At 58.9% G+C, this 25091-nt stretch carries 20 protein-coding genes, 3 tRNA genes and 1 pseudogene; 20 read left to right on the top strand and 4 right to left on the bottom strand.

Going from position 1 to position 25091, the window contains the following annotated elements; all coding sequences use genetic code 11:
* The first annotated feature begins 53 nt into the window (after nucleotides 1-53).
* The 12 genes from tpiA (at nucleotide 54) to NHU87_RS17425 (ending at nucleotide 10644) form a co-directional block, all read left to right on the top strand.
* A complete protein-coding gene (gene tpiA, locus NHU87_RS17480; RefSeq protein ID WP_253551113.1) occupies nucleotides 54-809 on the top strand; it encodes a triose-phosphate isomerase in 756 nt (251 codons plus the stop codon).
* Between the two features lie 4 nt (nucleotides 810-813).
* Nucleotides 814-1197, top strand: a complete 384-nt coding sequence (secG, locus tag NHU87_RS17475; RefSeq protein ID WP_253551111.1) for a preprotein translocase subunit SecG — start codon at nucleotides 814-816, stop codon at nucleotides 1195-1197.
* A 22-nt stretch (nucleotides 1198-1219) separates the two neighbouring features.
* A tRNA-Leu gene (locus tag NHU87_RS17470) sits at nucleotides 1220-1305 on the top strand.
* A 96-nt stretch (nucleotides 1306-1401) separates the two neighbouring features.
* Nucleotides 1402-1478 (top strand) — tRNA-Met (locus tag NHU87_RS17465).
* A 138-nt stretch (nucleotides 1479-1616) separates the two neighbouring features.
* Complete coding sequence (rimP, locus tag NHU87_RS17460; protein WP_010463487.1) at nucleotides 1617-2075, top strand: ribosome maturation factor RimP; 459 nt, start codon at nucleotides 1617-1619, stop codon at nucleotides 2073-2075.
* 47 nt (nucleotides 2076-2122) lie between these two features.
* Nucleotides 2123-3604, top strand: coding sequence for a transcription termination factor NusA (nusA, locus tag NHU87_RS17455; RefSeq protein WP_008024459.1), 1482 nt, complete (start codon nucleotides 2123-2125; stop codon nucleotides 3602-3604).
* A gap of 27 nt (nucleotides 3605-3631) precedes the next feature.
* Entirely contained in the window at nucleotides 3632-6160 is a 2529-nt protein-coding gene (gene infB, locus NHU87_RS17450; RefSeq protein ID WP_253551109.1) for a translation initiation factor IF-2, read from the top strand.
* A gap of 159 nt (nucleotides 6161-6319) precedes the next feature.
* Nucleotides 6320-6721: a 30S ribosome-binding factor RbfA gene (rbfA, locus tag NHU87_RS17445; protein ID WP_253551107.1), complete on the top strand. Its 402-nt coding sequence runs from the start codon at nucleotides 6320-6322 to the stop codon at nucleotides 6719-6721.
* A gap of 3 nt (nucleotides 6722-6724) precedes the next feature.
* Nucleotides 6725-7642 carry a tRNA pseudouridine(55) synthase TruB gene (gene truB, locus NHU87_RS17440; RefSeq protein ID WP_253551105.1) on the top strand — a complete coding sequence of 306 codons (918 nt, stop codon included), beginning with the start codon at nucleotides 6725-6727 and terminating at the stop codon, nucleotides 7640-7642.
* A gap of 142 nt (nucleotides 7643-7784) precedes the next feature.
* A complete protein-coding gene (rpsO, locus tag NHU87_RS17435) occupies nucleotides 7785-8054 on the top strand; it encodes a 30S ribosomal protein S15 (RefSeq protein WP_003176135.1) in 270 nt (89 codons plus the stop codon).
* Nucleotides 8055-8249: 195 nt separating this feature from the next.
* Nucleotides 8250-10355 carry a polyribonucleotide nucleotidyltransferase gene (pnp, locus tag NHU87_RS17430; RefSeq protein ID WP_253551103.1) on the top strand — a complete coding sequence of 702 codons (2106 nt, stop codon included), beginning with the start codon at nucleotides 8250-8252 and terminating at the stop codon, nucleotides 10353-10355.
* A 213-nt stretch (nucleotides 10356-10568) separates the two neighbouring features.
* Nucleotides 10569-10644: transfer RNA gene (locus NHU87_RS17425), tRNA-Thr, on the top strand.
* Nucleotides 10645-10653: 9 nt separating this feature from the next.
* Here the strand turns inward: NHU87_RS17425 and NHU87_RS17420 are convergent.
* Nucleotides 10654-11199, bottom strand: a complete 546-nt coding sequence (locus NHU87_RS17420) for a hypothetical protein (RefSeq protein WP_253551101.1) — start codon at nucleotides 11197-11199, stop codon at nucleotides 10654-10656.
* A gap of 284 nt (nucleotides 11200-11483) precedes the next feature.
* On the opposite strand from NHU87_RS17420, the gene NHU87_RS17415 reads away from it, so the two are divergent.
* The gene (locus NHU87_RS17415) at nucleotides 11484-11789 is read left to right on the top strand and encodes a DUF6388 family protein (protein ID WP_253551099.1); all 306 of its coding nucleotides are present in this window, start codon (nucleotides 11484-11486) and stop codon (nucleotides 11787-11789) included.
* Nucleotides 11790-11840: 51 nt separating this feature from the next.
* On the opposite strand, the gene nadC is transcribed toward NHU87_RS17415, so the two are convergent.
* Complete coding sequence (nadC, locus tag NHU87_RS17410; RefSeq protein WP_253551097.1) at nucleotides 11841-12689, bottom strand: carboxylating nicotinate-nucleotide diphosphorylase; 849 nt, start codon at nucleotides 12687-12689, stop codon at nucleotides 11841-11843.
* Nucleotides 12690-13053: 364 nt separating this feature from the next.
* Here nadC and NHU87_RS17405 point away from each other — a divergent pair, with 364 nt between their 5' ends.
* The 5 genes and pseudogenes from NHU87_RS17405 (at nucleotide 13054) to NHU87_RS28665 (ending at nucleotide 19090) form a co-directional block, all read left to right on the top strand.
* Complete coding sequence (locus NHU87_RS17405) at nucleotides 13054-15261, top strand: DUF1631 domain-containing protein (protein WP_253551094.1); 2208 nt, start codon at nucleotides 13054-13056, stop codon at nucleotides 15259-15261.
* A gap of 64 nt (nucleotides 15262-15325) precedes the next feature.
* Entirely contained in the window at nucleotides 15326-15895 is a 570-nt protein-coding gene (gene ampD / locus NHU87_RS17400) for a 1,6-anhydro-N-acetylmuramyl-L-alanine amidase AmpD (RefSeq protein WP_253551086.1), read from the top strand.
* Between the two features lie 2 nt (nucleotides 15896-15897).
* Nucleotides 15898-16734 (top strand): regulatory signaling modulator protein AmpE, encoded by an 837-nt coding sequence (gene ampE, locus NHU87_RS17395; RefSeq protein WP_253551084.1) that lies wholly within the window; start codon nucleotides 15898-15900, stop codon nucleotides 16732-16734.
* 358 nt (nucleotides 16735-17092) lie between these two features.
* Nucleotides 17093-18184 (top strand): annotated as a pseudogene (locus NHU87_RS28670) (methyl-accepting chemotaxis protein); the annotation flags it as partial.
* Entirely contained in the window at nucleotides 18161-19090 is a 930-nt protein-coding gene (locus tag NHU87_RS28665) for a methyl-accepting chemotaxis protein (protein WP_437180836.1), read from the top strand. The pseudogene NHU87_RS28670 and the gene NHU87_RS28665, both read left to right, overlap by 24 nt.
* A gap of 120 nt (nucleotides 19091-19210) precedes the next feature.
* On the opposite strand, the gene NHU87_RS17385 is transcribed toward NHU87_RS28665, so the two are convergent.
* Together NHU87_RS17385 and cra are read right to left on the bottom strand one after the other, a co-directional pair.
* Nucleotides 19211-19987 carry a TatD family hydrolase gene (locus NHU87_RS17385; protein ID WP_253551080.1) on the bottom strand — a complete coding sequence of 259 codons (777 nt, stop codon included), beginning with the start codon at nucleotides 19985-19987 and terminating at the stop codon, nucleotides 19211-19213.
* A 3-nt stretch (nucleotides 19988-19990) separates the two neighbouring features.
* Nucleotides 19991-20986, bottom strand: coding sequence for a catabolite repressor/activator (gene cra / locus NHU87_RS17380; RefSeq protein WP_253551078.1), 996 nt, complete (start codon nucleotides 20984-20986; stop codon nucleotides 19991-19993).
* Between the two features lie 300 nt (nucleotides 20987-21286).
* Between cra and ptsP the strand changes: the two genes are divergently transcribed.
* On the top strand, nucleotides 21287-24148 hold the full coding sequence (gene ptsP, locus NHU87_RS17375) for a phosphoenolpyruvate--protein phosphotransferase (protein ID WP_253551076.1): 2862 nt from the start codon (nucleotides 21287-21289) through the stop codon (nucleotides 24146-24148).
* Nucleotides 24148-25089 (top strand): 1-phosphofructokinase, encoded by a 942-nt coding sequence (gene pfkB / locus NHU87_RS17370; RefSeq protein ID WP_253551074.1) that lies wholly within the window; start codon nucleotides 24148-24150, stop codon nucleotides 25087-25089. Before ptsP ends, pfkB begins: the two co-directional genes overlap by 1 nt.
* Nucleotides 25090-25091 lie beyond the last annotated feature (2 nt).

Here is a 25091-nt window from a genome sequence, read left to right as displayed (position 1 = left end):
GCCATGATTGTGTTGGGTAACATCTGCGCCCACTTTGACCGACGAGGTACAGCATGCGTCGCCCTATGGTAGCTGGTAACTGGAAGATGCACGGTACCCGCGCCAGCGTCGCTGAGCTGATCAACGGCCTTAGTCATCTGGCCTTGCCGAGCGGTGTTGATGTCGCGGTATTCCCGCCTTGCTTGCATATCAATCAAGTGATTGATGGCTTGAAAGGCAAGTCGATTTCGGTCGGCGCGCAGAATTCTGCAGTGGAATCCATGCAAGGTGCATTGACCGGTGAAATTGCTCCGAGTCAATTAGTGGATGCAGGTTGTTCCCTGGTGCTTGTCGGGCACTCCGAGCGCCGCCAGATAATGGGCGAGCAGGATGGAATGCTGATTCGCAAGTTCGCAGCGGCGCAGGCATGTGGCTTGATTCCGGTGTTGTGCGTAGGGGAGACCCTTGAAGAGCGCGAGGCTGGAAAAACTCTTGAGGTTGTCGGGCGTCAGCTTGGCAGTATCATTGAGGGGCTGGGTGTAGGTGTCTTTGCAAAGGCAGTAATCGCTTACGAGCCGGTCTGGGCCATTGGAACCGGGCTGACTGCTTCGCCGCAACAAGCGCAGGATGTGCACGCAGCCATTCGCGCTCAGTTGGCGGCAGAGAATTCTGAAGTCGCGCAAGGTGTGCGGCTTCTATACGGCGGCAGCGTGAAGGCGGCCAATGCGGTCGAACTGTTCGGCATGCCGGATATCGATGGGGGGCTCATTGGTGGGGCTTCCCTGAATGCAGATGAGTTCGGTGCGATTTGTCGCGCCGCGGGAAACTGAAAAAATGCTGGAAACAGTCGTAGTCGTTTTTCATCTGCTGGGTGCATTGGGCGTAGTTGCTCTGGTTTTGCTGCAGCAGGGTAAAGGTGCGGATGCTGGCGCGTCTTTCGGAGCAGGTGCTTCAAATACTGTGTTCGGAAGCCAAGGTTCCTCTACCTTTCTTAGTAAGTTTACTGCTATACTTGCCGCCGGTTTCTTCATAACCAGCTTAGGGTTAGGTTACTTTGCTAAAGAGAAGGCTCAAGAGCTGACTCAAGTAGGTTTGCCAAATCCAGCAGTGTTGGAAGTTCCAAAGCAACAACCGGCTTCTGATGATGTCCCGGTGCTTCAAGAGCAAAAGTCGGCTATTCCAGCGACTGACGTGCCTCCAGCTCAAGAGCAGAAGTAAGAAGGGTTTCAAACGTAGTATTGCCGAGGTGGTGGAATTGGTAGACACGCAACCTTGAGGTGGTTGTGCCCATAGGGTGTAGGGGTTCGAGTCCCCTTCTCGGTACCAATTATCAGGAGAGCCCGCTGTTGCGGGCTTTCTTGTAGGTGGAAGGTTACATTGACCCTGTCAGGGATCGGTCGTATACTTCCGCCCCAGCTTTGTCGCGGGGTGGAGCAGTCTGGTAGCTCGTCGGGCTCATAACCCGAAGGTCGTCGGTTCAAATCCGGCCCCCGCAACCAGTTTAAGGAGCCCCTTTTAAGGGGCTTTTTGTTAGCTGGACACTTTCAACGCCGCTGTTCAACGGCGTTTCAAGGATGGGCGTTTCGCCCATTTTTTTATTTTGCACAGCATGCACATACATGCACGAGGGGGTTCAGGTGTCGAGCAAGCTAGAAGAGTTGCAGGCCTTGCTGGCCCCGGTGGTCGTGGCCCTAGGCTATGAATGCTGGGGTATTGAGTTTTCGGCTCAAGGTCGCCACTCAATGTTGCGCGTTTATATTGATAAAGAGGGCGGCGTGCTGGTGGACGATTGTGCCATCGTCAGCCGTCAGATCAGCGGTGTGCTGGATGTTGAAGATCCGATCGCCGTTGAATACACCCTTGAAGTTTCCTCGCCTGGCATGGAACGCCCACTGTTCACTATTGAGCAGTTTGCAAAATTTGCCGGTGAACAAGTGAAGATCAAGTTGCGCTCGCCTTTTGAAGGTCGGCGCAACTTTCAGGGCCTTCTGCGCGGTGTAGAAGAGCAGGACGTCGTGGTGCAGGTTGAAGACCATGAGTTCCTGTTGCCGATCGATATGATCGACAAGGCCAACATTATTCCCAGTTTTGACTGAGACGCGGATCCCGCGGATCCAATGGCTTGCGAAAGGCGAGGCGTACGATGAGCAAAGAAGTACTGCTGGTTGTTGAGTCGGTATCCAATGAAAAGGGCGTACCGGCAAACGTAATTTTTGAAGCGCTGGAGCTGGCTCTGGCCACTGCTACCAAAAAGCGTTTCGAGGACGAAGTCGATCTGCGTGTGGAAATCAATCGCCACACCGGTGCTTACGAGACATTCCGTCGCTGGACGGTTGTCGAAGAAGCAGACCTGGACGATCCGGCCATCGAAACCTGGCCGAGCAAGGTTGCAGAAACGCATCCTGGCGCCCAGGTCGGTGACGTTGTCGAAGAAAAGATCGAATCCATCGAGTTCGGCCGCATTGCTGCACAGACTGCCAAGCAAGTCATCGTGCAGAAAGTACGCGAAGCCGAGCGTGCTCAAGTCGTTGATGCCTATCGCGAGCGCCTAGGGGAAATCATCTCCGGCACCGTGAAGAAAGTCACCCGCGACAACGTGATCGTCGACCTGGGCAATAACGCTGAAGCGTTGCTGGCTCGTGAAGACATCATTTCTCGCGAAACCTTCCGGGTTGGCGTGCGTCTGCGTGCGCTGCTCAAGGAAATCCGCACCGAGAACCGCGGTCCTCAGCTGATCCTGTCGCGTACCGCGCCGGAAATGCTGATCGAGTTGTTCCGCATCGAAGTCCCGGAAATCGCTGAAGGCCTGATCGAAGTAATGGCTGCGTCCCGCGACCCGGGTTCGCGCGCCAAGATCGCGGTCCGCTCCAAGGACAAACGCATTGACCCGCAAGGCGCTTGCATCGGTATGCGCGGCTCGCGCGTCCAGGCAGTGTCGGGCGAGTTGGGCGGTGAGCGTGTGGACATCGTCCTGTGGGACGATAACCCGGCTCAGTTCGTGATCAATGCAATGTCGCCAGCTGAAGTGGCGGCAATTATCGTTGACGAAGATGCCCATGCAATGGACATCGCCGTTGGCGCAGACAATCTGGCTCAGGCCATCGGTCGCGGTGGTCAGAACGTGCGTCTGGCTAGCCAGTTGACTGGCTGGACCCTGAACGTGATGACCGAATCGGACATCCAGGCTAAGCAGCAAGCAGAAACCGGCGACATCCTGCGCAACTTCATCGACGAGCTGGAAGTCGACGAAGACCTGGCACAGGTGCTGGTAGATGAAGGCTTCACCAGCCTGGAAGAGATTGCCTACGTACCGTTGGAAGAAATGCTCAACATCGACGGCTTTGACGAAGAAACCGTCAACGAGCTTCGCGCTCGCGCCAAGGATCGTTTGTTGACTAAAGCCATCGCTACTGAGGAAAAGCTGGCAGACGCCCATCCGGCCGAAGACCTGCTCTCACTTGAGGGTATGGACAAGGATTTGGCGATGGAACTGGCGGTGCGCGGCGTAATTACCCGCGAAGACCTGGCCGAGCAGTCTATTGACGACCTGCTCGACATCGACGGCATTGACGATGATCGTGCCGGCAAGTTGATCATGGCCGCCCGAGCCCATTGGTTCGAGTAATTAGGCGCGGCCTGAGGAGAGAAGTGCATGACGCAAGTCACGGTGAAACAACTGGCCGATGAGGTCAAAACACCGGTAGAGCGCCTGTTGCAGCAGATGCGTGAGGCAGGTCTGCCGCACACCGCCGCCGATGAAGGTGTGAGCGATAGTGAGAAGCAGTCTTTGCTGACTCACTTGAAGAGCAGCCACAAGGCGAAAGTGGAAGAACCGCGCAAGATTACATTGCAGCGCAAAACCACCAGCACACTGCGTGTTGCTGGTAGCAAGAGCATCAGCGTTGAAGTACGCAAGAAGAAAGTCTTCGTACAACGCAGCCCGGAAGAAATCGAAGCCGAGCGCAAACGTGAACTGGATGAACGCCGCGCAGTAGAAAATGCTGCACGTCAGAAGGCTGAAGAAGAAGCCAAGCGTCGCGCCGAAGAAGAAGCGCGTCGCCAGCCTGCTGCTGCGCAAACCGCTACTAACGACGCCGTTGCAGCGCCTGCTGCCGTTGCCGAGCCAGTGCGTGAAAGCGCGCCGGTTGTGGCTGCTGCACCAGCGCCGTCTGCCGATGTTCGCAACAAGCAGAACGAACAGCGCCGTCCGGACAAACCACGTGCCGACGATAACAGTCGTCGTGGCAGTGGCGATGGCGAGCGCAAAAACGCTCCGCATCGTGCTTCGGTCAAGGAAAAAGCGCCTGCTCCACGTGTTGCGCCACGTACTACCGACGAAGAAAGCGATGGCTTCCGTCGTGGTGGTCGCGGCAAGGCCAAGCTGAAGAAACGCAACGCCCACGGTTTCCAGAGCCCAACCGGCCCTGTTGTGCGCGAAGTGAAGATCGGCGAGACCATCACTGTTGGCGATCTCGCCCAGCAGATGTCGGTCAAGGCTGCTGAAATCATCAAGTTCATGTTCAAACTGGGTACTCCAGCGACCATCAACCAGGTACTGGATCAGGAAACTGCCCAACTGGTTGCCGAAGAGCTGGGCCACAAAGTGACCCTGGTCAGCGACACCGCCCTGGAAGATTCCCTGGCCGAGTCCCTGAAGTTTGAAGGTGAAGCGTTCTCCCGTGCACCGGTTGTGACCGTAATGGGCCACGTTGACCACGGTAAGACCTCGCTGCTCGACTACATCCGTCGTGCCAAGGTAGCTGCTGGCGAAGCCGGCGGTATCACCCAGCACATCGGTGCGTACCACGTTGAAACCGAACGCGGCATGGTCACCTTCCTCGACACCCCAGGTCACGCAGCGTTTACCGCCATGCGTGCCCGTGGTGCCAAGGCGACCGACATCGTGATCCTGGTGGTTGCAGCGGACGACGGCGTAATGCCGCAGACCGTTGAAGCCGTTCAGCACGCCAAGGCTGCTGGTGTTCCGCTGGTGGTTGCAGTGAACAAAATCGACAAGCCGGGTGCCGATCTCGATCGCATCCGTAGCGAACTGTCGGTTCACGGCGTGACCTCGGAAGAGTGGGGCGGCGACACCCCGTTCGTATCGGTTTCGGCGAAAGTCGGTACTGGCGTGGACGAGTTGCTCGAAGCTGTTCTGCTGCAAGCTGAAGTTCTAGAACTGAAAGCGACCCCTTCGGCTCCTGGCCGTGGCGTCGTGGTTGAATCGCGTCTCGACAAAGGTCGTGGCCCGGTTGCAACCGTTCTGGTTCAAGACGGTACCCTGCGCCAAGGCGACATGGTGCTGGTCGGTTCGAACTATGGCCGCGTTCGCGCCATGCTCGACGAGAACGGCAAGCCAATCAAGGAAGCCGGTCCTTCCATCCCTGTCGAGATTCTCGGCCTGGACGGTACCCCGGACGCTGGCGACGAGATGAGCGTTGTTGCCGACGAGAAGAAAGCCCGTGAAGTGGCTCTGTTCCGTCAAGGCAAGTTCCGCGAAGTCAAACTGGCCCGTGCTCACGCCGGCAAGCTTGAAAACATCTTCGAGAACATGGGTCAGGAAGAGAAGAAGACGCTTAACATCGTCCTCAAATCCGACGTCCGTGGTTCGCTGGAAGCGTTGAACGGTGCCTTGAATGGCCTGGGTAACGACGAAGTGCAAGTGCGTGTGGTCGGTGGCGGTGTCGGTGGTATCACCGAATCCGACGCCAACCTGGCACTGGCCTCCAACGCTGTACTGTTCGGCTTCAACGTGCGTGCCGATGCTGGCGCTCGCAAGATCGTCGAGCAGGAAGGTCTGGATATGCGTTACTACAACGTGATCTACGACATCATCGAAGACGTCAAGAAAGCCCTCACCGGTATGCTGGGCAGCGATGTTCGCGAGAACATCCTGGGTACCGCTGAAGTGCGTGACGTGTTCCGTTCGCCGAAGTTTGGCGCGATCGCCGGTTGCATGGTTATCGAAGGTGTTGTTCACCGTAACCGTCCAATCCGTGTACTGCGTGAAGACATCGTTATCTTCGAAGGCGAGCTGGAATCCCTGCGCCGCTTCAAGGATGACGCTTCCGAAGTACGTGCCGGCATGGAATGCGGTATCGGCGTGAAGAGCTACAACGACGTCAAAGTCGGCGACAAGATCGAAGTCTTCGAGAAGGTTCAGGTTGCTCGCAGCCTCTGACTCGCGCACTTCAAGGGCCACGATGAGCCGCAGCATGCAGATGCGCGGCGCAACGTCCGGACTCTAAACGCAACGCCCGGTCTGGCTTTTGTCAGGCCGGGCGTTTGCCGCTTTCAGACCCCTCGGGTTTCGCCGTGGGGCAGTAACAGGTAACAAGACATGGCAAAAGAATACAGCCGTACCCAACGTATCGGCGATCAGATGCAGCGTGAGCTGGCACAGCTGATCCGTCGTGAAGTCAAAGACCCGCGCGTCGGCCTAGTCACCATTACCGCTGTTGAAGTCAGCCGTGACGTCGGTCACGCCAAGATCTTCATCACCGTGATGGGCCAGGACAACGCCGCTGACATCGCGCAAAGCATCAAGGTGCTCAACTCAGCCGCCGGTTTCCTGCGTATGCAGTTGGCTCGCGAAATGAAATTGCGCAGCGTTCCGCAGTTGCACTTCCATTACGACGAAAGCGTCGTGCGTGGGGCGCACCTGTCGGCCCTGATCGAGCGTGCGGTGGCTGAAGACAATCAGCACCCGGTAGCGGCTGAACCCGAAGACGCCAAGGAGTAATCGGTGGCTCAGGTCAAACGTATCCGTCGTAACGTCAGCGGCATCATCCTGCTCGACAAGCCGCTGGGGTTCACCTCCAACGCGGCATTGCAGAAGGTCCGCTGGTTGCTCAATGCCGAGAAGGCCGGGCACACCGGCAGTCTTGATCCGCTGGCCACTGGCGTGCTGCCGTTGTGCTTCGGTGAGGCCACCAAGTTCTCGCAATACCTGCTCGATTCCGACAAGGCTTATGAAACCCTGGCGCAACTGGGCAAGACCACCACCACGGCCGATGCCGAAGGTGAGGTTTTGCTGGAACGCCCGGTGACCGTTGGTCGCGCCGATATCGAAGCTGTGCTGCCGAAATTTCGTGGGCAAATCAGTCAGATACCGCCGATGTACTCGGCGCTCAAGCGTGATGGCCAGCCGCTGTACAAGCTGGCCCGTGCAGGCGAAGTAGTGGAGCGCGAACCGCGTTCTGTTACTATTGCGCGCTTGGAATTACTGGCCTTTGAGGGTGATACTGCGCGGCTTGCGGTGGATTGCAGCAAAGGCACCTATATCCGCACCCTGGTGGAGGATATCGGTGAGCAACTCGGTTGTGGCGCTTACGTGGCTGAATTGCGACGTACCCAGGCCGGGCCTTTCACGCTGGCACAGACCGTCTCTCTGGAAGAGCTTGAAGCGGTACATGCCGAAGGCGGCAACGAGGCGGTCGACCGCTTCCTGATGCCATCGGACAGCGGCCTGCTGGACTGGCCACTGTTGCATTTCTCGGAGCACAGCGCGTTCTACTGGCTTAACGGCCAACCGGTACGCGCTCCGGATGCACCGAAGTTCGGCATGGTACGGGTACAGGATCACAACGGTCGCTTCATCGGTATCGGTGAAGTGAGCGAAGACGGGCGCATCGCGCCGCGTCGACTGATTCGGTCAGAATGACCGGAACCGGCCTGTGTAACAGCAGGTCGGCGAGTGTGGCTGTTAACAGGCACGGTCACTACTCATTTATAGATACAGGGATTTGTCCCTGGCCTGTTGAAGCTGTTTCCTTGAAACAGTTTCCTGATAAAAGGATTGCCTCATGGCTCTCGACGTTCAAGAAAAAGCTCAAATCGTAGCTGACTACCAGCAAGCTGTTGGTGACACTGGTTCGCCAGAAGTGCAAGTTGCACTGCTGACCCACAACATCAACAAGCTGCAAGGTCACTTCAAGGCCAACGGTAAAGATCACCACTCCCGTCGTGGTCTGATCCGCATGGTAAACCAGCGCCGTAAGCTGCTGGACTACCTGAAAGGCAAGGATCTGGGTCGTTATCAGGCTCTGATCGGTCGCCTGGGTCTGCGTCGCTAATAAGCGATTGCGCTAGAGGTTGGTTGTCTGTCGTGCGTCAGGGGGTTTCCCGCTGGCGCATGGCAGGCTCCCAGCCTCAAGTTTTATCTGGATATACGTTTTACCCTGGACAGGCGTTGGGCCGATTCCCGACATTGCCCAAGAATTTCGCAAGAAGACAAGTTCCCCAAGAGCCACAAAAGAAGGTAGGACACCGTGAACCCGGTAATCAAAAAATTCCAGTTCGGTCAGTCGACCGTTACCCTCGAGACTGGCCGTATCGCCCGTCAGGCCTCCGGCGCAGTATTGGTCACCGTTGACGACGACGTCAGCGTATTGGTGACCGTTGTCGGTGCCAAACAAGCCGATCCAGGCAAGGGCTTCTTCCCTCTGTCCGTTCACTACCAGGAAAAGACTTACGCTGCCGGTAAGATTCCTGGCGGTTTCTTCAAGCGTGAAGGCCGTCCTTCCGAGAAAGAAACCCTGACTTCCCGACTGATCGACCGTCCGATCCGTCCGCTGTTCCCAGAAGGCTTCATGAACGAAGTGCAGGTTGTCTGCACCGTCGTTTCCACCAGCAAGAAGACCGATCCGGACATCGCTGCGATGATCGGTACCTCGGCTGCCCTGGCCATCTCCGGTATTCCTTTCGATGGCCCGATCGGTGCTGCCCGCGTTGCGTTCCATGAAAGCACCGGCTACCTGCTGAACCCGACTTACGAACAGCTGAAAGCTTCGAGCCTGGACATGGTCGTTGCCGGTACTTCGGAAGCCGTTCTGATGGTTGAATCGGAAGCCAAAGAGCTGACCGAAGACCAGATGCTGGGCGCGGTACTGTTTGCTCACGACGAGTTCCAAGTGGTGATCAACGCCGTCAAGGAACTGGCCGCTGAAGCCGCCAAGCCAACCTGGACCTGGGCTCCTCAGCCAGAAGCCACCGCACTGCTGGGCGCTATCCGTGCCGAGTTCGGCGAAGCGATCTCCCAGGCTTACACCATCACTATCAAAGCCGACCGTTACGCACGTCTGGGCGAGCTGAAAGACCTGGTGGTTACCAAGCTATCCGGTGAAGAAGGTCAGCCGACTTCCGCTGAAGTCAAAGCGGCTTTCGGTGAAATCGAATACCGCACCGTTCGCGAAAACATCGTTAACGGCAAGCCACGTATCGACGGTCGCGACACCAAGACCGTACGTCCGCTGAACATCGAAGTCGGCGTTCTGCCGAAGACCCACGGTTCGGCACTGTTCACCCGTGGCGAAACCCAGGCTCTGGTAGTCGCGACTCTGGGTACTGCCCGTGACGCACAGCTGCTGGATACCCTGGAAGGCGAGAAAAAAGACCCGTTCATGCTGCACTACAACTTCCCTCCGTTCTCGGTAGGTGAGTGTGGTCGCATGGGTGGTGCTGGTCGTCGCGAAATCGGTCACGGCCGTCTGGCCCGTCGTTCGGTTCAGGCCATGCTGCCTGCTGCCGACGTGTTCCCGTACACCATTCGTGTGGTGTCGGAAATCACCGAGTCCAACGGTTCGAGCTCCATGGCTTCGGTCTGCGGCGCTTCCCTGGCTCTGATGGATGCCGGCGTTCCGATGAAGGCACCGGTTGCCGGTATCGCCATGGGTCTGGTTAAAGAAGGCGAGAAATTCGCTGTCCTGACCGACATCCTGGGCGACGAAGATCACCTCGGCGACATGGACTTCAAAGTAGCCGGTACCGCCAAAGGTGTTACCGCGCTGCAGATGGACATCAAGATCAAGGGCATCACCGAAGAAATCATGGAAATCGCTCTGGGCCAAGCCCTGGAAGCGCGCCTGAATATTCTCGGTCAGATGAACCAGATCATTGGCCAGTCGCGTACCGAGCTGTCGGAAAACGCTCCGACCATGATCGCGATGAAAATCGACACCGACAAAATCCGTGATGTCATCGGTAAAGGCGGCGCGACCATTCGTGCGATCTGTGAAGAAACCAAGGCTTCGATCGACATCGAAGACGACGGTTCGATCAAGATCTTCGGCGAAACCAAGGAAGCGGCTGAAGCAGCACGTCAGCGCGTTCTGGGCATCACCGCAGAAGCCGAGATTGGCAAGATCTACGTTGGCAAGGTTGAGCGCATCGTCGACTTCGGCGCATTCGTCAACATCCTGCCGGGCAAGGACGGTCTGGTTCACATCTCCATGCTGAGCGATGCTCGCGTCGAGAAAGTGACCGACATCCTGAAAGAAGGCCAGGAAGTGGAAGTACTGGTACTGGACGTGGACAACCGCGGCCGTATCAAGCTGTCCATCAAAGACGTAGCAGCAGCCAAGGCTTCGGGCGTTTAATCACCCCCTTTGCTTGACCGCTTCAACGTTATAAAAAATGCCCCGCCGTGAAAACGGCGGGGCATTTTTTTGTGTGGTAGGAAGATCAAAAGATCGCAGCCTTCGGCAGCTCCTACACGAGCCCAATGTAGGAGCTGCCGAAGGCTGCGATCTTTTGATTTTGCGATGCGCGAAGTTGCCGGACCCCGAAGCCAGTGCTAGGTTTAGCCCACAGCCCGTGTAGCTCAGCCGGTAGAGCAGCGCACTCGTAACGCGAAGGTCGCAGGTTCGATTCCTGTCTCGGGCACCATTCTCTTCTTCACTTCACTTTTCTGCTCAGATCCTCGACGGTGCGCTTGAGTTGATCCATCGCGCGATCCTGTTCGCTGATCTCCCCTTTGAGACTGGAGATTTCGCTGTTGTTCGAGCTTGAGCTGGAGCCGCTGTTGCGCTTTAGCTCTTCCACTTGCTTGCCAAGGTTGTTCAGATCGCGCTCTTGCTCATTGACCGTGCGCTTGAGATCGTCAATCTCCTTGCTGCTGGAGTTTGAGCTGGAGCCGCTGTTGCGTTTGAGTTCTTCGATCTGACGGGCCTGCTCGCTGAGGGTGCGCTTCTGGCTTTCCAGTTCCGTGGCATTGGCCTTCACGGTTTTTTGCAGGCTTTCCAGGTCATCGATGCTGACGCTGGTTCTGACGAGTGTGTCCTTGCCGAATGAATTGTGGAGCGCGGAGATTTTGTCGGAGTACAACGCAGGATCAGAGGTGACTTCGACAGCCGCTTGAGCGGCACTGGTTAGTGACAGGCTGCCAAGCAGCAGGGTAGCGGTGGCAAGCTGGGCAGACAAAAGCTTCGAAAAACTGCGCATCACTGGAGTTCCTTGTGAAGTGCCGATATGGCACATCGCTATGACTTGGGATTTCGACTTATGTTCCCAAGGCCCCCTGCACGTGTCTTTTTATGTAAAGACCCGTGTAATTCATCGACAAAACGTCCTATATTCGTTGTCTGCATGAGCATCGCCCAGCAGTTTTCAGATGATCCCGAATGGTTCTGAAGGCCAGACAAACCGGGCTTAAAACGGTTTTTTGCGTCAGAGAGATCCTTGATGATCCAGATCCATCTTCCATTCCCCAGATCAGCGAGAACGCCATGACCGTTAAAGAATTGAGCCAAGAAGCCAGAAACGAAGAAGCGCTTAAAAAGTACCTGCTTGAGTCGCCCCAGCTAGCCGAAGAGATCAAGGACTTGCCAGCCGACGATCAGAAAGACCAGATCCAGTGGGCATTCGAGGATGAGGCGGAAGCTCAGGGTTTGCAGCCGTGGGAGCTGACGCTCAAGTACACCACAAGTCCGGAAGAGTTCGAGGCCGCGCGCCTGGCGCTGCACAAAGAGGCGGCCGAGGTATTGGGCGTCGAGTGGGAAGAGTACTGCGAGATGAACAATCTGGTGGTCTAAAAAAAATGCCAGCCTTTATCAGGCTGGCATTTTTTATTATCAAAGGCGTGATCAGAGACTCAGTCGCATCGACAGGTCCACAGCCTTCACATCCTTGGTCATTGCACCAATCGAAATGTAATCCACCCCGGTTTCGGCGATTGGCAGCAACGTACTTTCGTTGATACCACCGCTAGCCTCCAGTTTTGCCTTGCCGGCGTTCAGGCGCACGGCCTCACGCATGTCGTCCAGGCTCAGTTCATCGAGCATGATGATGTCTGCACCGGCCGCCAGTGCTTCCTTCAGTTCCGCCAGGTTCTCCACTTCAATCTCCACCGGTTTGCCCGGGGCGATCTTGTGCGCGGCGTTGATTGCTTCAGGAATGCCACCGCAGGCGGCGATATGGTTTTCCTTGATCAGGAAGGCGTCATACAGGCCGATGCGGTGGTTGTGGCAGCTGCCGCAGGTTACGGCGTATTTTTGGGCCAGACGCAGCCCCGGCAGGGTTTTGCGGGTGTCGAGCAACTTCACCTGGGTCTCGGCGACGAAATCGGCCAGGTACTGCGCGCGAGTGGCCACGCCGGACAGCAATTGCAGGAAATTAAGAGCGCTGCGTTCACCCGTCAGCAGCGAGCGCGCTGGGCCTTCGAGATGGAATAGCACCTGATTGGGTTTCACCCGTTCGCCGTCGCGCACCTGCCAATGAACGGCAACCCGCGGGTCCAGTTGCCGGAAAACCGCATCCACCCACGCGGTGCCAGCAATGACAGCCTCATCGCGAGTAATGATGGTGGCTTTGGCCAGGCGTTCGGCGGGGATCAGTTGCGCGGTGATGTCGCCGCTGCCGATGTCCTCGAGCAACGCACGGCGCACGTTGGCTTCGATTTCGGCGGTCAAATCGGCGAGACGTAGATTCGGCATAACGGGCTCCACAAACAAAGTGGCCCGATTATAGGGCCATGGTGCGAGGCAACCCAAGGCATCAACGGCCATTCCATCGTTCGCCAACCTGCATTTGGTCGATTCACTCGGGTAATCGGTGTTAAGCAGCGGCCCTCTCATAACGTCTATTTCTTGGGAAAGCGCAGAGTCTGCTGGCGCAAAGAAGGTGTTTTGCAGATAATCCGCCTTGCATTTGACGTCATAGCTTTGACGTAACTTTGGATTCCCGATTATTGAATGACAACGGGTGGTGACTGTCCCCGTTGAGCGTCGGCTATGTGGCCTGCGTACCCGATCTTTCTTACCGAACCGAACCGAAGAATCACCGTTTCAGGAGGCTTGGATGCACAACGACGGGAATGTAGTGCCTTTGCACAAGGCAGCTACCGACCAGGCGACTCACTCGCCGCTCGCCCGCCTGCCCGTGATTCTGCTTCAGGTTCGCGACAAGGCCGCTCAACAGCTCAAGCAAGGTTTGCAGGAGCTGTTCGATAACGCCGACGACACCCTGTTCGAAATGGCCGACCGCGCCCGAAACAATGTCGAGCAAAACATCTTCTTCGAGGCCATGCGCGATTTGCGCCTCAAGCGCAAAAGCATCGAACGCGGATTTCTCGAGCAATTCTTCGAGGCTTTCGTCAGCCTCACGCAGTACGACATTTCTCACGCGGTCTCGCCCCGGCCATTGGTTTTCGATGCCTCGGCGGCGAGGCCCAATGACGACATGGAGCGCAACGTGGCGGTGGAGGCCATGGTCGGCAAAGTGCTGAATCGCGACGGTTTCGCCCTCGACCAGCTCACCGCTCGACTCAGCACACTGCTGAGCAAGACCCTGGTCGAACAGCACAACCCCCTGGGGCCGACGCTGCTCTGCGAGTATTTCTTGCAGGCCGGGCGCAACCTGGGCATGGAGATCAAGGTCAAGCTGATCATCCTCAAGCTGTTCGAACGCTATGTGCTCAGCAATGCTGATCAGCTCTACGCCGAAGCCAATCAACTGCTGATCGCCACCGGCGTGCTGCCGGACCTCAAACCCGCCCCGGCGCGGCGTGCCACCGATCGGGCGGCTGCGAGTGTTAGTGCTGACCGCGCCGAGACAGGCGTGCGGGCTGGCAATCCGCAGATCGACGAAGGCGTGCAGGAAGTCTTCGCCGCGTTGCAGGAATTGCTGTTTCACGTGCGTGGCAGCGTTGCGCCGACCCTTGAAGTCAGTGCCCAGACCCAGCCTATTTCCACCCGCGACCTGCTGCGCCTGCTCTCGCACTTGCAGCAATACGTGCCGGCGCTGGCGGCTCAGGACGACTTCGATCTGCGTAACCAGCTCGAACAACTGCTGACACGGGTCAGCGTCAAAAGCGGCAAGTCGCGCGTGGTGGGTGTGGCCGACGAAGATGTGATCAACCTGATCGCCATGCTCTTCGAATGCATCCTCGATGATCGCAACCTGCCGGACTCTCTCAAGGCGCTGATCGGCCGTTTGCAGATTCCGATGCTGAAAGTGGCGGTGCTCGACAAAAGCTTTTTTAGTCGCAGCAGCCATCCCGCCCGGCGTTTGCTCAACGAAATCGCCGCTGCGGCCATGGGCTGGGGCGAGTGCGATGACCACGAGCGCGACAGCCTGTACCTGCGCATCGAGCAAGTGGTGCAGCGCTTGTTGAACGACTTTGTCGATGACCCGGCGATCTTTTCCGAATTGCTGGCGGATTTTCTTGCCTTCACCAATGACGAACGCCGTCGCAGCGAATTACTCGAGCAGCGCACCCGTGACGCCGAAGAAGGCCGCGCCAGGACCGAACTGGCGCGCCAGCGCGTCGAGCAGGCGCTGAACCAGGTGTTGGTCGGCAAGGTGCTGCCGCACAGTGTGGTGGCGTTTGTCCAGGAGGCCTGGAGCAAAGTCCTGTTGCTGACCTGCCTCAAGCACGGTGATCAGTCCGCCGAATGGCATGCCGATGTGCAGACCATGGCGCAATTGATCTGGAGCGTGCAGCGCCATGACGAACCCGACGCGAGCCTGCGCTTGTTGTCGCTGGTGCCGGGGTTGCTCAAGTCGTTGCGCGATGGTTTGAACAGCTCGGCATTCGACCCGTTCGCCACCGGCGAGTTTTTCAGCGAACTGGAAGCTTTGCACGTTCAGTTGTTCGAACGTCCGGACCAGCAAAGCACGGCTGCTGACGCACCGATGATGGTTGAAGTGCAGCAGGAAATCGTACTTCGCACCGCTGACGAAGGCCCGGTCGAAGCCACATCGATGCGTTTGCCGGAGGACGATGTCGCTCTGCTTCAGGTCGATCAGTTGCGCCTGGGTTGCTGGGTCGAGTTTCAGGAAGACGAGGAAAACACTCTGCGCTGCAAGCTGGCGGCGATCATTGAAGCCACCGACAAGTACATCTTCGTCAACCGTACCGGGATGAAAGTGCTGGAGCACAGCCGTACCGGTCTGGCCCTGGAGTTCCGGCGTGGCGCGGTGCGAACGCTGGACGACACCTTATTGTTCGACCGGGCGCTGGAGTCGGTGCTGGGCAACCTGCGGCGTCTCAATCGCGGCAAGTGATCGCGCGCCGAGGGTCTATCGCGGCATACTGGGCACCAACACAGTCGTCGTTGAAGGAACCTGTATGCAGTTGGACCCCGCGAGCGGTTGGTGTCAGGGCGTGCGCATATGCCCCTCGCCCAACTTCAATGCGCGCCCCGAGGGCGAAATTTCCCTGCTGGTGATCCACAACATCAGTCTGCCGCCCGCGCAGTTTTTGACCGGCAAGGTGCAGGAATTTTTCCAGAATCGTCTGGATGTCACGGAACACCCCTACTTTGCGGGGATCGCCGACCTGCGAGTGTCTGCACACTTTTTGATCGAACGTGACGGCACCGTCACTCAGTTTGTCTCCTGTCTAGAGCGCGCTTGGCACGCTGGCGTCTCGTGTTTCGAAGGACGGGAAACCTGTAACGATTTTTCCGTGGGCATCGAGCTCGAAGGCACGGATGATCTGCCGTTCACCGACGCCCAATATCAAGCGTTGACGGCCCTGACTTTACAGCTGCAAAGCGCCTTTACGGGTATCACCGCCCAACGCATCTGCGGGCATAGCGACATCGCACCCGGGCGCAAGACTGATCCGGGACCGGCGTTTGACTGGGCACGCTATCGCGCGGCTCTGGCAAAAGCTGCTCTGGAAAAAAAGGAGTAACAATGAGTTTTCTGGTGCTGCTGTTGGCGGTGTGGATCGAGAAGTTCTCGGCCCTGCGCCATCGGGTTCAACGTGATGGCGGTTGGGTGCGCGAGCTGCACAAGCTTGAAGCCAACCCACGCATGACAAACCGTCCGTGGCTGATACTGGTGGTGCTGGTGTTGTTGCCGGTGGCGCTGCTGGGTTTGCTACTGGTGGTGCTGGAGCCGGTAGCTTACGGTTTGCTGGCGTTACCGGTGCACCTGCTGGTGGTGATTTACAGTCTGGGCCGTGGTGATCTGCTGGCCGGCCTCGGGCCGTTCCGCGATGCCTGGCGCCGGGAAGACCTGCAAGCCGCCGCTCATGTGGCCAAACGTGACCTGAATATTTGCGCTGACAGCGGCGAGCAATTGCTGGAGCGAGTTGAAGGTCATCTGCTGTGGGAGGCCTATCAGAGCTTTTTCGCGGTGATCTTCTGGTATTTCCTGCTGGGGCCGGTTGCTGCGTTGAGCTATCGACTGCTGGCGCTGGCCGAGGAGCATGGGCAGAACCCGGCCGTGGTCGAGCGAGCGGCACAGTTGCGTCATGCATTCGATTGGGTACCGGTGCGACTGCTGGCGGCGAGTTTTGCGCTGGTCGGCAACTTTGTCGCGGTCGGCCGGGTGATGCTGCACGAGCTGCTGAACTGGAACATCAGCGCCGCCCAACTGATCGAGAAGGTCGGGTTGGTGGCCGGTGAAATTCCGGCGCCGGTGGTCGGGCCGGACGGCATCAACAGCCTCGACCGGATCTGGGAACTGTTGCTGCGCGCGGCAGTGCTTTGGTATGCCGGGTTCGCGTTGTGGACTGTTTTGTCCTGATTTCTGCGTAGTACCAAAAAGATCGCAGCCCTGTAGCAGCTGTCGAGCCTGCGAGGCTGCGTTCGGCTGCGCAGCAGTCGTCAAATCAGCACTCGCGGTGCGTCAGGCAGACCGCGTCAGCCGGATTCACGACTGCTGCGCAGCCGAACGCAGCCTCGCAGGCTCGACAGCTGCTACGGTCGAACGCAGGCTGCATGTCTGTCGTTAACCTTAAGTTACAAAACCCTCCGCCGATTTAGGCTATACAGAGATAGCGCCAATAGTGGCTATCTGCTGTCTCTGCGCGCCTGCCATAAAAATAAGAATTCAAAAGGGAGACTTCACAGTGAAGAGCTTGCTCTATCCCGCCGTCGCGCTGATGAACCGCCTGAGCTTCGGCATGAAGTTCAGTCTGATCAGCGTGCTGTTCCTCGTGCCGATGCTGGTGACCAACTTCTATCTGGTGCGCGATTCCTATCGCGAATTCCAGGGCACACGGGTCGAGCTGCAGAGCCTCGACCTGCTGGGCAGCGGCCTGAACTTGCGCCGGGATCTGGAAACCCTGAACAACCTGGTGCAGATCAACGTCACCCTTGGCCAGTCCGGCAAGGCAGGCAATGTCGAATCGAATATCAGTGCCTTGGAGCAAAGCGTGCTGACCCGTTTACAAGGGCTGGCGGCGATGACCACTGACCCGGAGCAAATCACCTTTTTCGATGGCAAGCGCGATGAAATGATCGCCGCGTTCAAGGCTCAGCAAGCGGAAACCTCCCTGCAAAGCAAAAGTGCGCTGATCGGCAAGTTGCTCGGTAACGCGCAGATTTTCAGCCAGATCATTGCCAGTCAGGCCGGCCTGAGTCGCGACAGCCAGAGCGACATGCGTCAGCTGAGCGAGCTCATTACCAACGTCACGCCAGCCGTGACCCAGACGCTCGGCGACGGCCGGGCGATGGGTTCTTACTCGTTGGGGCAGGGCTTTCTCAATTCGGCGTCGAGCACCCGTTTCGATGAGTTGCTGGCGCAGATCGAAAAGCTTCAGGCCGAATACGGTCTGAAATTGCAGGATGCGCTGGGCTCCAGTAAAGCGGCGCACGAAACCCTGGCCGCTCAGGCCGAAAGCAGCAAGGCCTCCCTGAAAAAGGCCAGTGAACTGTTCGAAGAACAGGTGGTGATGGCTGACACCCTCGATGCACCATGGCAGGCCTTTTACGATCAGGTCACGGGCCTGATCGACCAGACTTACCAACTCAATGAAGCCACCCTGAAATTTCTCGATACCCAGTTGCAGCAGCGGTTGGAGCAGCACCGCACTCACATGATCTTGCAGGCGGTGGCATTGTCGGTGGTGTTTGTGTTGATTTTTTACCTCTATGGAGGTTTCTACGCCTCGACCCGCACCACCCTCAAGCGTCTTGGCGCGGTGATGGACAAGGTGGCGGCCGGGGACATGACCGTGACCTTCAGCGCCAACAGCCGCGATGAACTGGGCGAGTTGGGCGAGGTATTCACCAGCACCGTGAAGAAAATCCATGACCTGATCGAGCGCGTGGGCCAGACCGTCAGTGAGGTCGAGCGTCAGGCCGGCCAGGTCGAAAACGTGTCCGCCCAAAGCAACCAGGCAGTGGCGGGGCAGCGCACGCAGATCGAGCAAGTCGCCACGGCGATGAACCAGATGTCAGCCACTTCCCTGGAAGTGGCGCGCAGTGCCGCGGCGGCCGTCAGCAGTGCCCACAGCGTCAACGACGAGACCATTAGCGGGCGCGGGTTGGTGGAGTCCCAGCAGGGCAGCATCGCTGCACTGGCCAGTGAGATCGATCAGTCGGTGCGGGTGATCAATCAACTGGCCAGCGACAGCCAATCCATCAGTCGTGTGCTGGAAGTGATCAAAAGCATTGCCGAACAGACAAACTTGCTGGCGCTCAATGCGGCCATCGAAGCCGCGCGCGCGGGGGAACAGGGCCGTGGTTTTGCGGTGGTGGCGGATGAGGTCCGGACCCTGGCCAAACGCACCCAGCAATCGACCGAAGAAATCGAGCAGATGATCACCAAGCTGCACAGCGGTGTCGGTGCGGCGGTCAAGGCAATGGGCACCAGCCATCAGATGGCCAATGGCACGGTCGGGCAGTCGGAAAAGGTTCAGCAAGCGCTGGAGAACATCCTCGGCGCCGTCGGCATGATCGTCGACCAGAACCAGCAGATCGCCGCCGCGGTAGAGCAGCAGACCGCCGTGGCCCACGACATCGACCAGAACATCGTCGAGATCAACCGCGCCGGTGAGCGCACCGCCGACGGCGCGCACCAGACTGAAAATGCCAGCCGAGCGTTGTCGGCGCAGGTGGTGGAGCTCAAGCAATTGATCAGCGCGTTCCGGGTTTGATGCCACGAACCGGATTACCTGTGGGAGCGAGCTTGCTCGCGATGACGGCGTTACATTCAACAGAGATGTTGCCTGTTAGACCGCTATCGCGAGCAAGCTCGCTCCCACAGGGTCCGACTACTACCAGTTGAACAACTCACACGCATTTGCAGTGCTGGCAGCAGCCAATCGTTCGGGGCTGATTGCCATGATGGCGGCCAATGCCTCGCAGATCGCCGGCAAATGAGCCGGGCTATTACGCTGACCGGGAAACATGGCGGGCGCCATGTCCGGTGAGTCGGTTTCCAGCACCACCGATTCCACGGGCAAACCAGCGAGCACCCGGTGCATGCGCAGGGCCTGCGGCCAGGTCGCGGCGCCGCCGAGGCCGAGTTTGAAACCCAGCTTGATGTATTCGCGGGCCTCTTCCTGGCTACCGGCGAAAGCATGAATGATCCCCGCCCGTTTCAAGCGAAACCGTTTGAGCGTGGCAATCACCGCCGCATGGCTGCGTCGCACATGAATCAGCGCCGGCAGATTGAAGTCCGCCGCCAGTTGCAATTGGGCGTCGAACAGCGCTTGCTGGCGTTCACGATCCAGGGTTTCGATGAAGTAATCCAGACCGATCTCGCCCACCGCGCATAACTGCCGATGGCCCGCCAGACGCGTCAGCCAGTCACCCAGTTCGGCCAAATCCTCAGGGCGATGGTCATCCAGATACACCGGGTGCAAACCGAATGCCGCGTGCAGATCGGGATCGCTTTGCACCAAGTCCCAGACCCGCTGCCAATTGGCCTGATAAACCCCCAACACCACCATTCGCCGCACGCCGAGGGCGCGACTCTCGGCCAGCAGTGCCTGACGATCCACGTCGAAATCCGGGAAATCCAGATGAGTGTGGGTGTCGATCAGTTCCACGGCTCAGTCCTGATGAATTCGCTGCTTGAAGGTCCGCGCGATGGCCTGCACGCCGGGTTGGTAATCGGCCTGTTCAATGGCCGCCAGCGCCAGTTGCAGTGCCTTGTCGGCGATCAACTGATGCTGCTGGGACATGGCGTTGACCGGCAGCGGCAGGAAATCCAGCAACTGCGTATCACCGAAAGTGCCCAGACGTAGCGGGCGGGTTTTCAGCGGGAAGTCATGCAAGGCATCGAACACGCCCTGAAGCAGCACGTAGGATGTCGTCACCAGCGCATCCGGCAAATGGCCCAGGCGCTGAAGCAATTCCTCCATCAATTGTTTGCCGCACTCACGGCTGAACGACTCGCCGTGCTCGATCAGCGCCTCGCCTTCGAAGCCGTTCAGCGCTTCCTTGAAACCTGCCGCCCGTTCCTGGCTGATACTCAATTCGGGACGGGCACCGATCAGCGCGATCTGCTTGGGCAATGGGTCCAGCAGGCTGCGGGTAAGCTGCAGACTGGCTTCGCGATCATCACTGATCACCGAGCAAAAGTGCTCAGGCTCCATCACCCGGTCGATGGCGATGATCGGAATGCCTTTGGCCTGCAACTGACGGTAGCTGTCATCACCGGCCGGCAGGCAACTGGCGACGATCAGCGCATCGCAGCGGCGGGCGCGGAACAGTTGCAGCAATTGCCGTTCGCTGTCCGGCGCATCATCGGAGCTGGCGATCAGCAGTTGATAGCCGCGAGCCCGGGCGCCTTGTTCCAGCAATTTGGCGATTCGCGCGTAACTGGGGTTTTCCAGGTCCGGCAGAATGAACCCCAAGGTGCGGGTGTGCCGACTGCGCAGCCCGGCGGCCTGAGGGTTGGGAGTGAAGCCATGTTGTTTGACCACCGCCCGCACGCGCTCGACGGTGGCGCTGCTGATACGTTGCTGTTCAGCCTTGCCGTTGATGACATAACTGGCAGTAGTCACGGAGACGCCGGCCAACTGTGCAATATCACTGAGTTTCAACCCGGGTTTTCCTTATTTATTCGAGCTTGCCCGACATTTTCGCCAATCCTACCCGATTCGGCAGGCGACCATTGTCGCAGCACATCCGACAATTGGACTTCAAGGATGAGACATTATCGAGTAACGTGCCTAACATTCTAGATTAAACGTTTCAGCAGGCGTATTTTCTACGTTATAGGTCGCTTTGGTCGGTTCTGCCGCGAAACCGCCAAAACTGCCCCTGAAAAGGCGCTCCCAAGGGCCTAAGCTGAATCAATCAAAACAATACCTGGCGTCACACGGCGCCAAAAAGGAGAAAGCATGCTCGAGCTCACCATAGAGCAGATATCCATGGGCCAGTCGGCTGTGGATAAAGCCAGCGCCTTGCAATTACTCGCTGACCGACTCGTGACCGATGGCCTGGTGGCCGACGGTTACCTTGCGGGCTTGCAGGCCCGGGAAGCCCAGGGTTCGACCTTTCTCGGGCAAGGTATTGCCATCCCCCACGGCACCCCTGAAACCCGTGATCAGGTGTTCGCCACTGGCGTGCGGCTGATGCAGTTCCCGGACGGTGTGGACTGGGGCGACGGCCAGATCGTTTATCTGGCGATTGGTATCGCCGCCAAATCCGATGAACACTTGCGCCTGCTGCAACTGCTGACCCGCGCCCTCGGTGAAACCGATCTGGGCCAGGCCCTGCGCCGAGCCAGTTCCGCCGAAGCCTTGCTGAAACTGCTGCAAGGCGCGCCGCAAGAATTGGCGCTGGACGCACAGATGATCGGCCTCGGTGTTTCCGCCGATGACTTCGAAGAACTGGTCTGGCGCGGTGCCCGCTTGCTGCGTCAGGCCGATTGCGTGAGCAACGGTTTTGCCGGCGTCTTGCAGCAGGTCGAAGCGCTGCCGCTGGGCGATGGCCTGTGGTGGCTGCACAGCGAACAAACGGTGAAGCGTCCGGGCCTGGCGTTCGTGACCCCGGACAAACCCATGCGCTACCTCGGTCAGCCGTTGAGCGGGCTGTTCTGCCTGGCCAGCCTCGGTGAAGCCCATCAAGCGCTGCTCGAACGCCTTTGCGCGTTGCTGATCGAAGGCCGTGGTCATGAATTGGGCCGTGCCACCAGCAGCCGCGCCGTGCTGGAAGTCCTCGGCGGTGAAGTGCCGGCGGATTGGCCGAGCGCACGCATTGCCTTGGCCAACGCCCACGGTTTGCATGCACGCCCGGCGAAGATCCTCGCGCAATTGGCGAAAAGTTTTGAAGGCGAAATCCGCGTGCGCATCGTCGATGGCCACGACAGCGCGGTGTCGGTGAAGAGCTTGAGCAAACTGCTCAGCTTGGGCGCCCGTCGCGGTCAGGTGCTGGAATTCATCGCCGAACCGACCATCGCCGCCGATGCCTTGCCGGCCTTGCTGGCGGCCATCGAAGAAGGCCTCGGTGAAGAAATCGAGCCGCTGCCGGCAGTGAGCCAACAGCGTGAAGTCATCGCCGATGTCGCCGAAGTGCTGCTTGCACCGGCCTCCGGCAGTTTGATTCAGGCGATTGCTGCAGCCCCTGGGATCGCCATCGGCCCGGCGCATATTCAAGTGCTGCAAGTCATCGATTACCCGCTGCGTGGTGAGTCCGCCGCGATCGAGCGCGAACGCCTCAAGCAAGCGTTGGCGGATGTGCGTCGCGACATCGAAGGTCTGATCGAGCGCAGCAAGTCCAAGGCGATTCGCGAGATTTTCATCACCCATCAGGAAATGCTCGACGACCCGGAACTGACCGACGAAGTCGACACCCGTCTCAAGCAAGGCGAAAGCGCCGAAGCGGCGTGGATGGCGGTGATTGAAGCGGCCGCCAAACAACAGGAGTCGCTGCAGGACGCCTTGCTCGCCGAACGTGCCGCCGACTTGCGCGACATTGGCCGTCGGGTGCTGGCGCAATTGAGTGGCGTCGAAACGCCGGCCGAACCAGAGCAGCCGTACATTCTGGTGATGGACGAAGTCGGCCCGTCCGACGTGGCACGCCTTGATCCGGCGCGCGTCGCCGGCATTCTCACCGCTCGCGGTGGCGCCACGGCCCACAGCGCCATCGTCGCGCGTGCCCTTGGTATTCCAGCGCTGGTGGGCGCTGGTGCTGCCGTGTTGTTGCTGAAACCGGGCACGCCGCTGTTGATCGATGGTCAACGCGGTCGCCTGCATGTGGACGCCGATGCGGCAACCTTGCAGCGCGCCACCGAAGAACGCGACACCCGCGAACTGCGCTTGAAAGCCGCTGCCGAACAACGCCATCAACCGGCGCTGACCACCGATGGCCACGCGGTGGAAGTGTTCGCCAACATCGGCGAAAGCGCCGGTGTCACCAGCGCGGTGGAGCAGGGCGCCGAAGGCATTGGTCTGCTGCGCACTGAACTGATTTTCATGGCCCACTCGCAAGCGCCGGACGAGGCGACTCAGGAAGTCGAATACCGTCGTGTGCTCGATGGCCTGGCCGGCCGACCGCTGGTGGTGCGCACCCTCGACGTCGGTGGTGACAAACCGCTGCCGTACTGGCCGATCGCGAAAGAAGAAAACCCATTTCTCGGCGTGCGTGGCATTCGCCTGACCCTGCAACGTCCGCAGGTCATGGAAGCGCAGTTGCGCGCCTTGCTGCGAGCGGCGGACAACCGTCCATTGCGGATCATGTTCCCGATGGTCGGCAGCGTCGATGAGTGGCGTCAGGCTCGGGACATGACTGAACGTTTGCGCCTGGAAATCCCGGTTGCGGACCTGCAACTGGGGATCATGATCGAAGTGCCGTCGGCCGCTTTGCTGGCGCCGGTGCTGGCCAAGGAAGTGGATTTCTTCAGCGTTGGCACCAACGACCTGACGCAATACACCCTGGCCATCGACCGTGGTCATCCGACCTTGTCGGCCCAGGCTGACGGCTTGCATCCGGCGGTGCTGCAACTGATCGACATCACCGTGCGTGCGGCTCATGCTCATGGCAAGTGGGTCGGCGTGTGCGGTGAACTGGCGGCCGATCCGCTGGCAGTGCCGGTGCTGGTGGGCCTGGGTGTGGATGAGTTGAGCGTGTCGGGCCGCAGCATTGCCGAGGTCAAGGCGCGCATTCGTGAACTCAGCCTGACCCAGACTCAAACCCTTGCCCAACAGGCCCTGGCCCTGGGCAGTGCGAACGAAGTTCGTGCATTAGTGGAGGCCCTGTAATGGCCAAAATCTTAACCCTGACCCTTAACCCGGCGCTGGACCTCACCGTTCAGTTGCCGCTGCTTGCACCCGGTCAGGTCAATCGCAGTGACGAAATGCACACCCACGCCGCCGGCAAAGGCGTGAACGTGGCGCAGGTGCTGGCCGACCTCGGGCATCAGGTGACCGTCAGCGGTTTTCTCGGGGAAGATAATCTTCAGGCGTTCGAAACCCTGTTCGCCAAACGCGGTTTTACCGATGCGTTTGTCCGTGTCCCCGGCGAGACCCGCAGCAACATCAAACTGGCGGAAAGCGATGGGCGCATCACCGACATCAACGGTCCGGGGCCGAGGGTCAGTGAAGCGGCGCAGCAGGCCTTGCTCGATCGTCTCGACCAGATTGCTCCCGGGCATGACGCGGTCGTCGTGGCCGGTAGTTTGCCCCGTGGCGTGAATCCTCAGTGGCTGCGGGAGTTGATCCAGCGCTTGAAAAAACGCGGTTTGAAAGTGGCGCTCGACACCAGCGGTGAAGCCTTGCGCGCAGGTCTGGCGGCCGGCCCATGGCTGATCAAACCCAACACCGAAGAATTGGCGCAAGCGCTGGGTTGCGAGGTGGTTTCCGTGGGCGCCCAAGCTGAGGCAGCGAGCCGCTTGCATGCACAAGGCATCGAGCACGTGGTGATTTCCGACGGTGCCGAAGGGGTGAACTGGTTCAGTGTCGGTTCGGCCATGCACGCCACTCCGCCCAAGGTCAGCGTGATCAGCACAGTCGGTGCGGGGGATTCGTTGCTGGCGGGCATGCTGCACGGATTGCTCAGTGCCGATACGCCCGAACAAACCTTGCGCACCGCCACCGCGATTGCCGCCATGGCCGTCACCCAGATCGGTTTCGGTATCGGTGACGCCACGCCACTGGCGCACTTCGAACAGGGCGTGCGCCTGCGCCCCCTGACAGAACAATAAGA

This window comes from Pseudomonas mandelii, from assembly GCF_024138395.1.
GTDB classification, from domain to species: Bacteria; Pseudomonadota; Gammaproteobacteria; order Pseudomonadales; family Pseudomonadaceae; genus Aquipseudomonas; species Aquipseudomonas mandelii_E.
The sequence above is the reverse complement of the archived record's forward strand: the minus strand, read 5'-3'. Positions and strand labels throughout refer to the sequence as shown.

Coding starts and splice junctions, on each gene's coding strand:
- tpiA (WP_253551113.1), top strand. CDS start 54: ATGCGTCGCCCTATGGTAGCTGGTAACTGGAAGATGCACGGTACCCGC.
- secG (WP_253551111.1), top strand. CDS start 814: ATGCTGGAAACAGTCGTAGTCGTTTTTCATCTGCTGGGTGCATTGGGC.
- nusA (WP_008024459.1), top strand. CDS start 2,123: ATGAGCAAAGAAGTACTGCTGGTTGTTGAGTCGGTATCCAATGAAAAG.
- infB (WP_253551109.1), top strand. CDS start 3,632: ATGACGCAAGTCACGGTGAAACAACTGGCCGATGAGGTCAAAACACCG.
- rbfA (WP_253551107.1), top strand. CDS start 6,320: ATGGCAAAAGAATACAGCCGTACCCAACGTATCGGCGATCAGATGCAG.
- rpsO (WP_003176135.1), top strand. CDS start 7,785: ATGGCTCTCGACGTTCAAGAAAAAGCTCAAATCGTAGCTGACTACCAG.
- NHU87_RS17420 (WP_253551101.1), bottom strand. CDS start 11,199: ATGCGCAGTTTTTCGAAGCTTTTGTCTGCCCAGCTTGCCACCGCTACC.
- NHU87_RS17415 (WP_253551099.1), top strand. CDS start 11,484: ATGACCGTTAAAGAATTGAGCCAAGAAGCCAGAAACGAAGAAGCGCTT.
- nadC (WP_253551097.1), bottom strand. CDS start 12,689: ATGCCGAATCTACGTCTCGCCGATTTGACCGCCGAAATCGAAGCCAAC.
- NHU87_RS17405 (WP_253551094.1), top strand. CDS start 13,054: ATGCACAACGACGGGAATGTAGTGCCTTTGCACAAGGCAGCTACCGAC.
- ampD (WP_253551086.1), top strand. CDS start 15,326: ATGCAGTTGGACCCCGCGAGCGGTTGGTGTCAGGGCGTGCGCATATGC.
- ampE (WP_253551084.1), top strand. CDS start 15,898: ATGAGTTTTCTGGTGCTGCTGTTGGCGGTGTGGATCGAGAAGTTCTCG.
- NHU87_RS28665 (WP_437180836.1), top strand. CDS start 18,161: ATGACCGTGACCTTCAGCGCCAACAGCCGCGATGAACTGGGCGAGTTG.
- ptsP (WP_253551076.1), top strand. CDS start 21,287: ATGCTCGAGCTCACCATAGAGCAGATATCCATGGGCCAGTCGGCTGTG.
- pfkB (WP_253551074.1), top strand. CDS start 24,148: ATGGCCAAAATCTTAACCCTGACCCTTAACCCGGCGCTGGACCTCACC.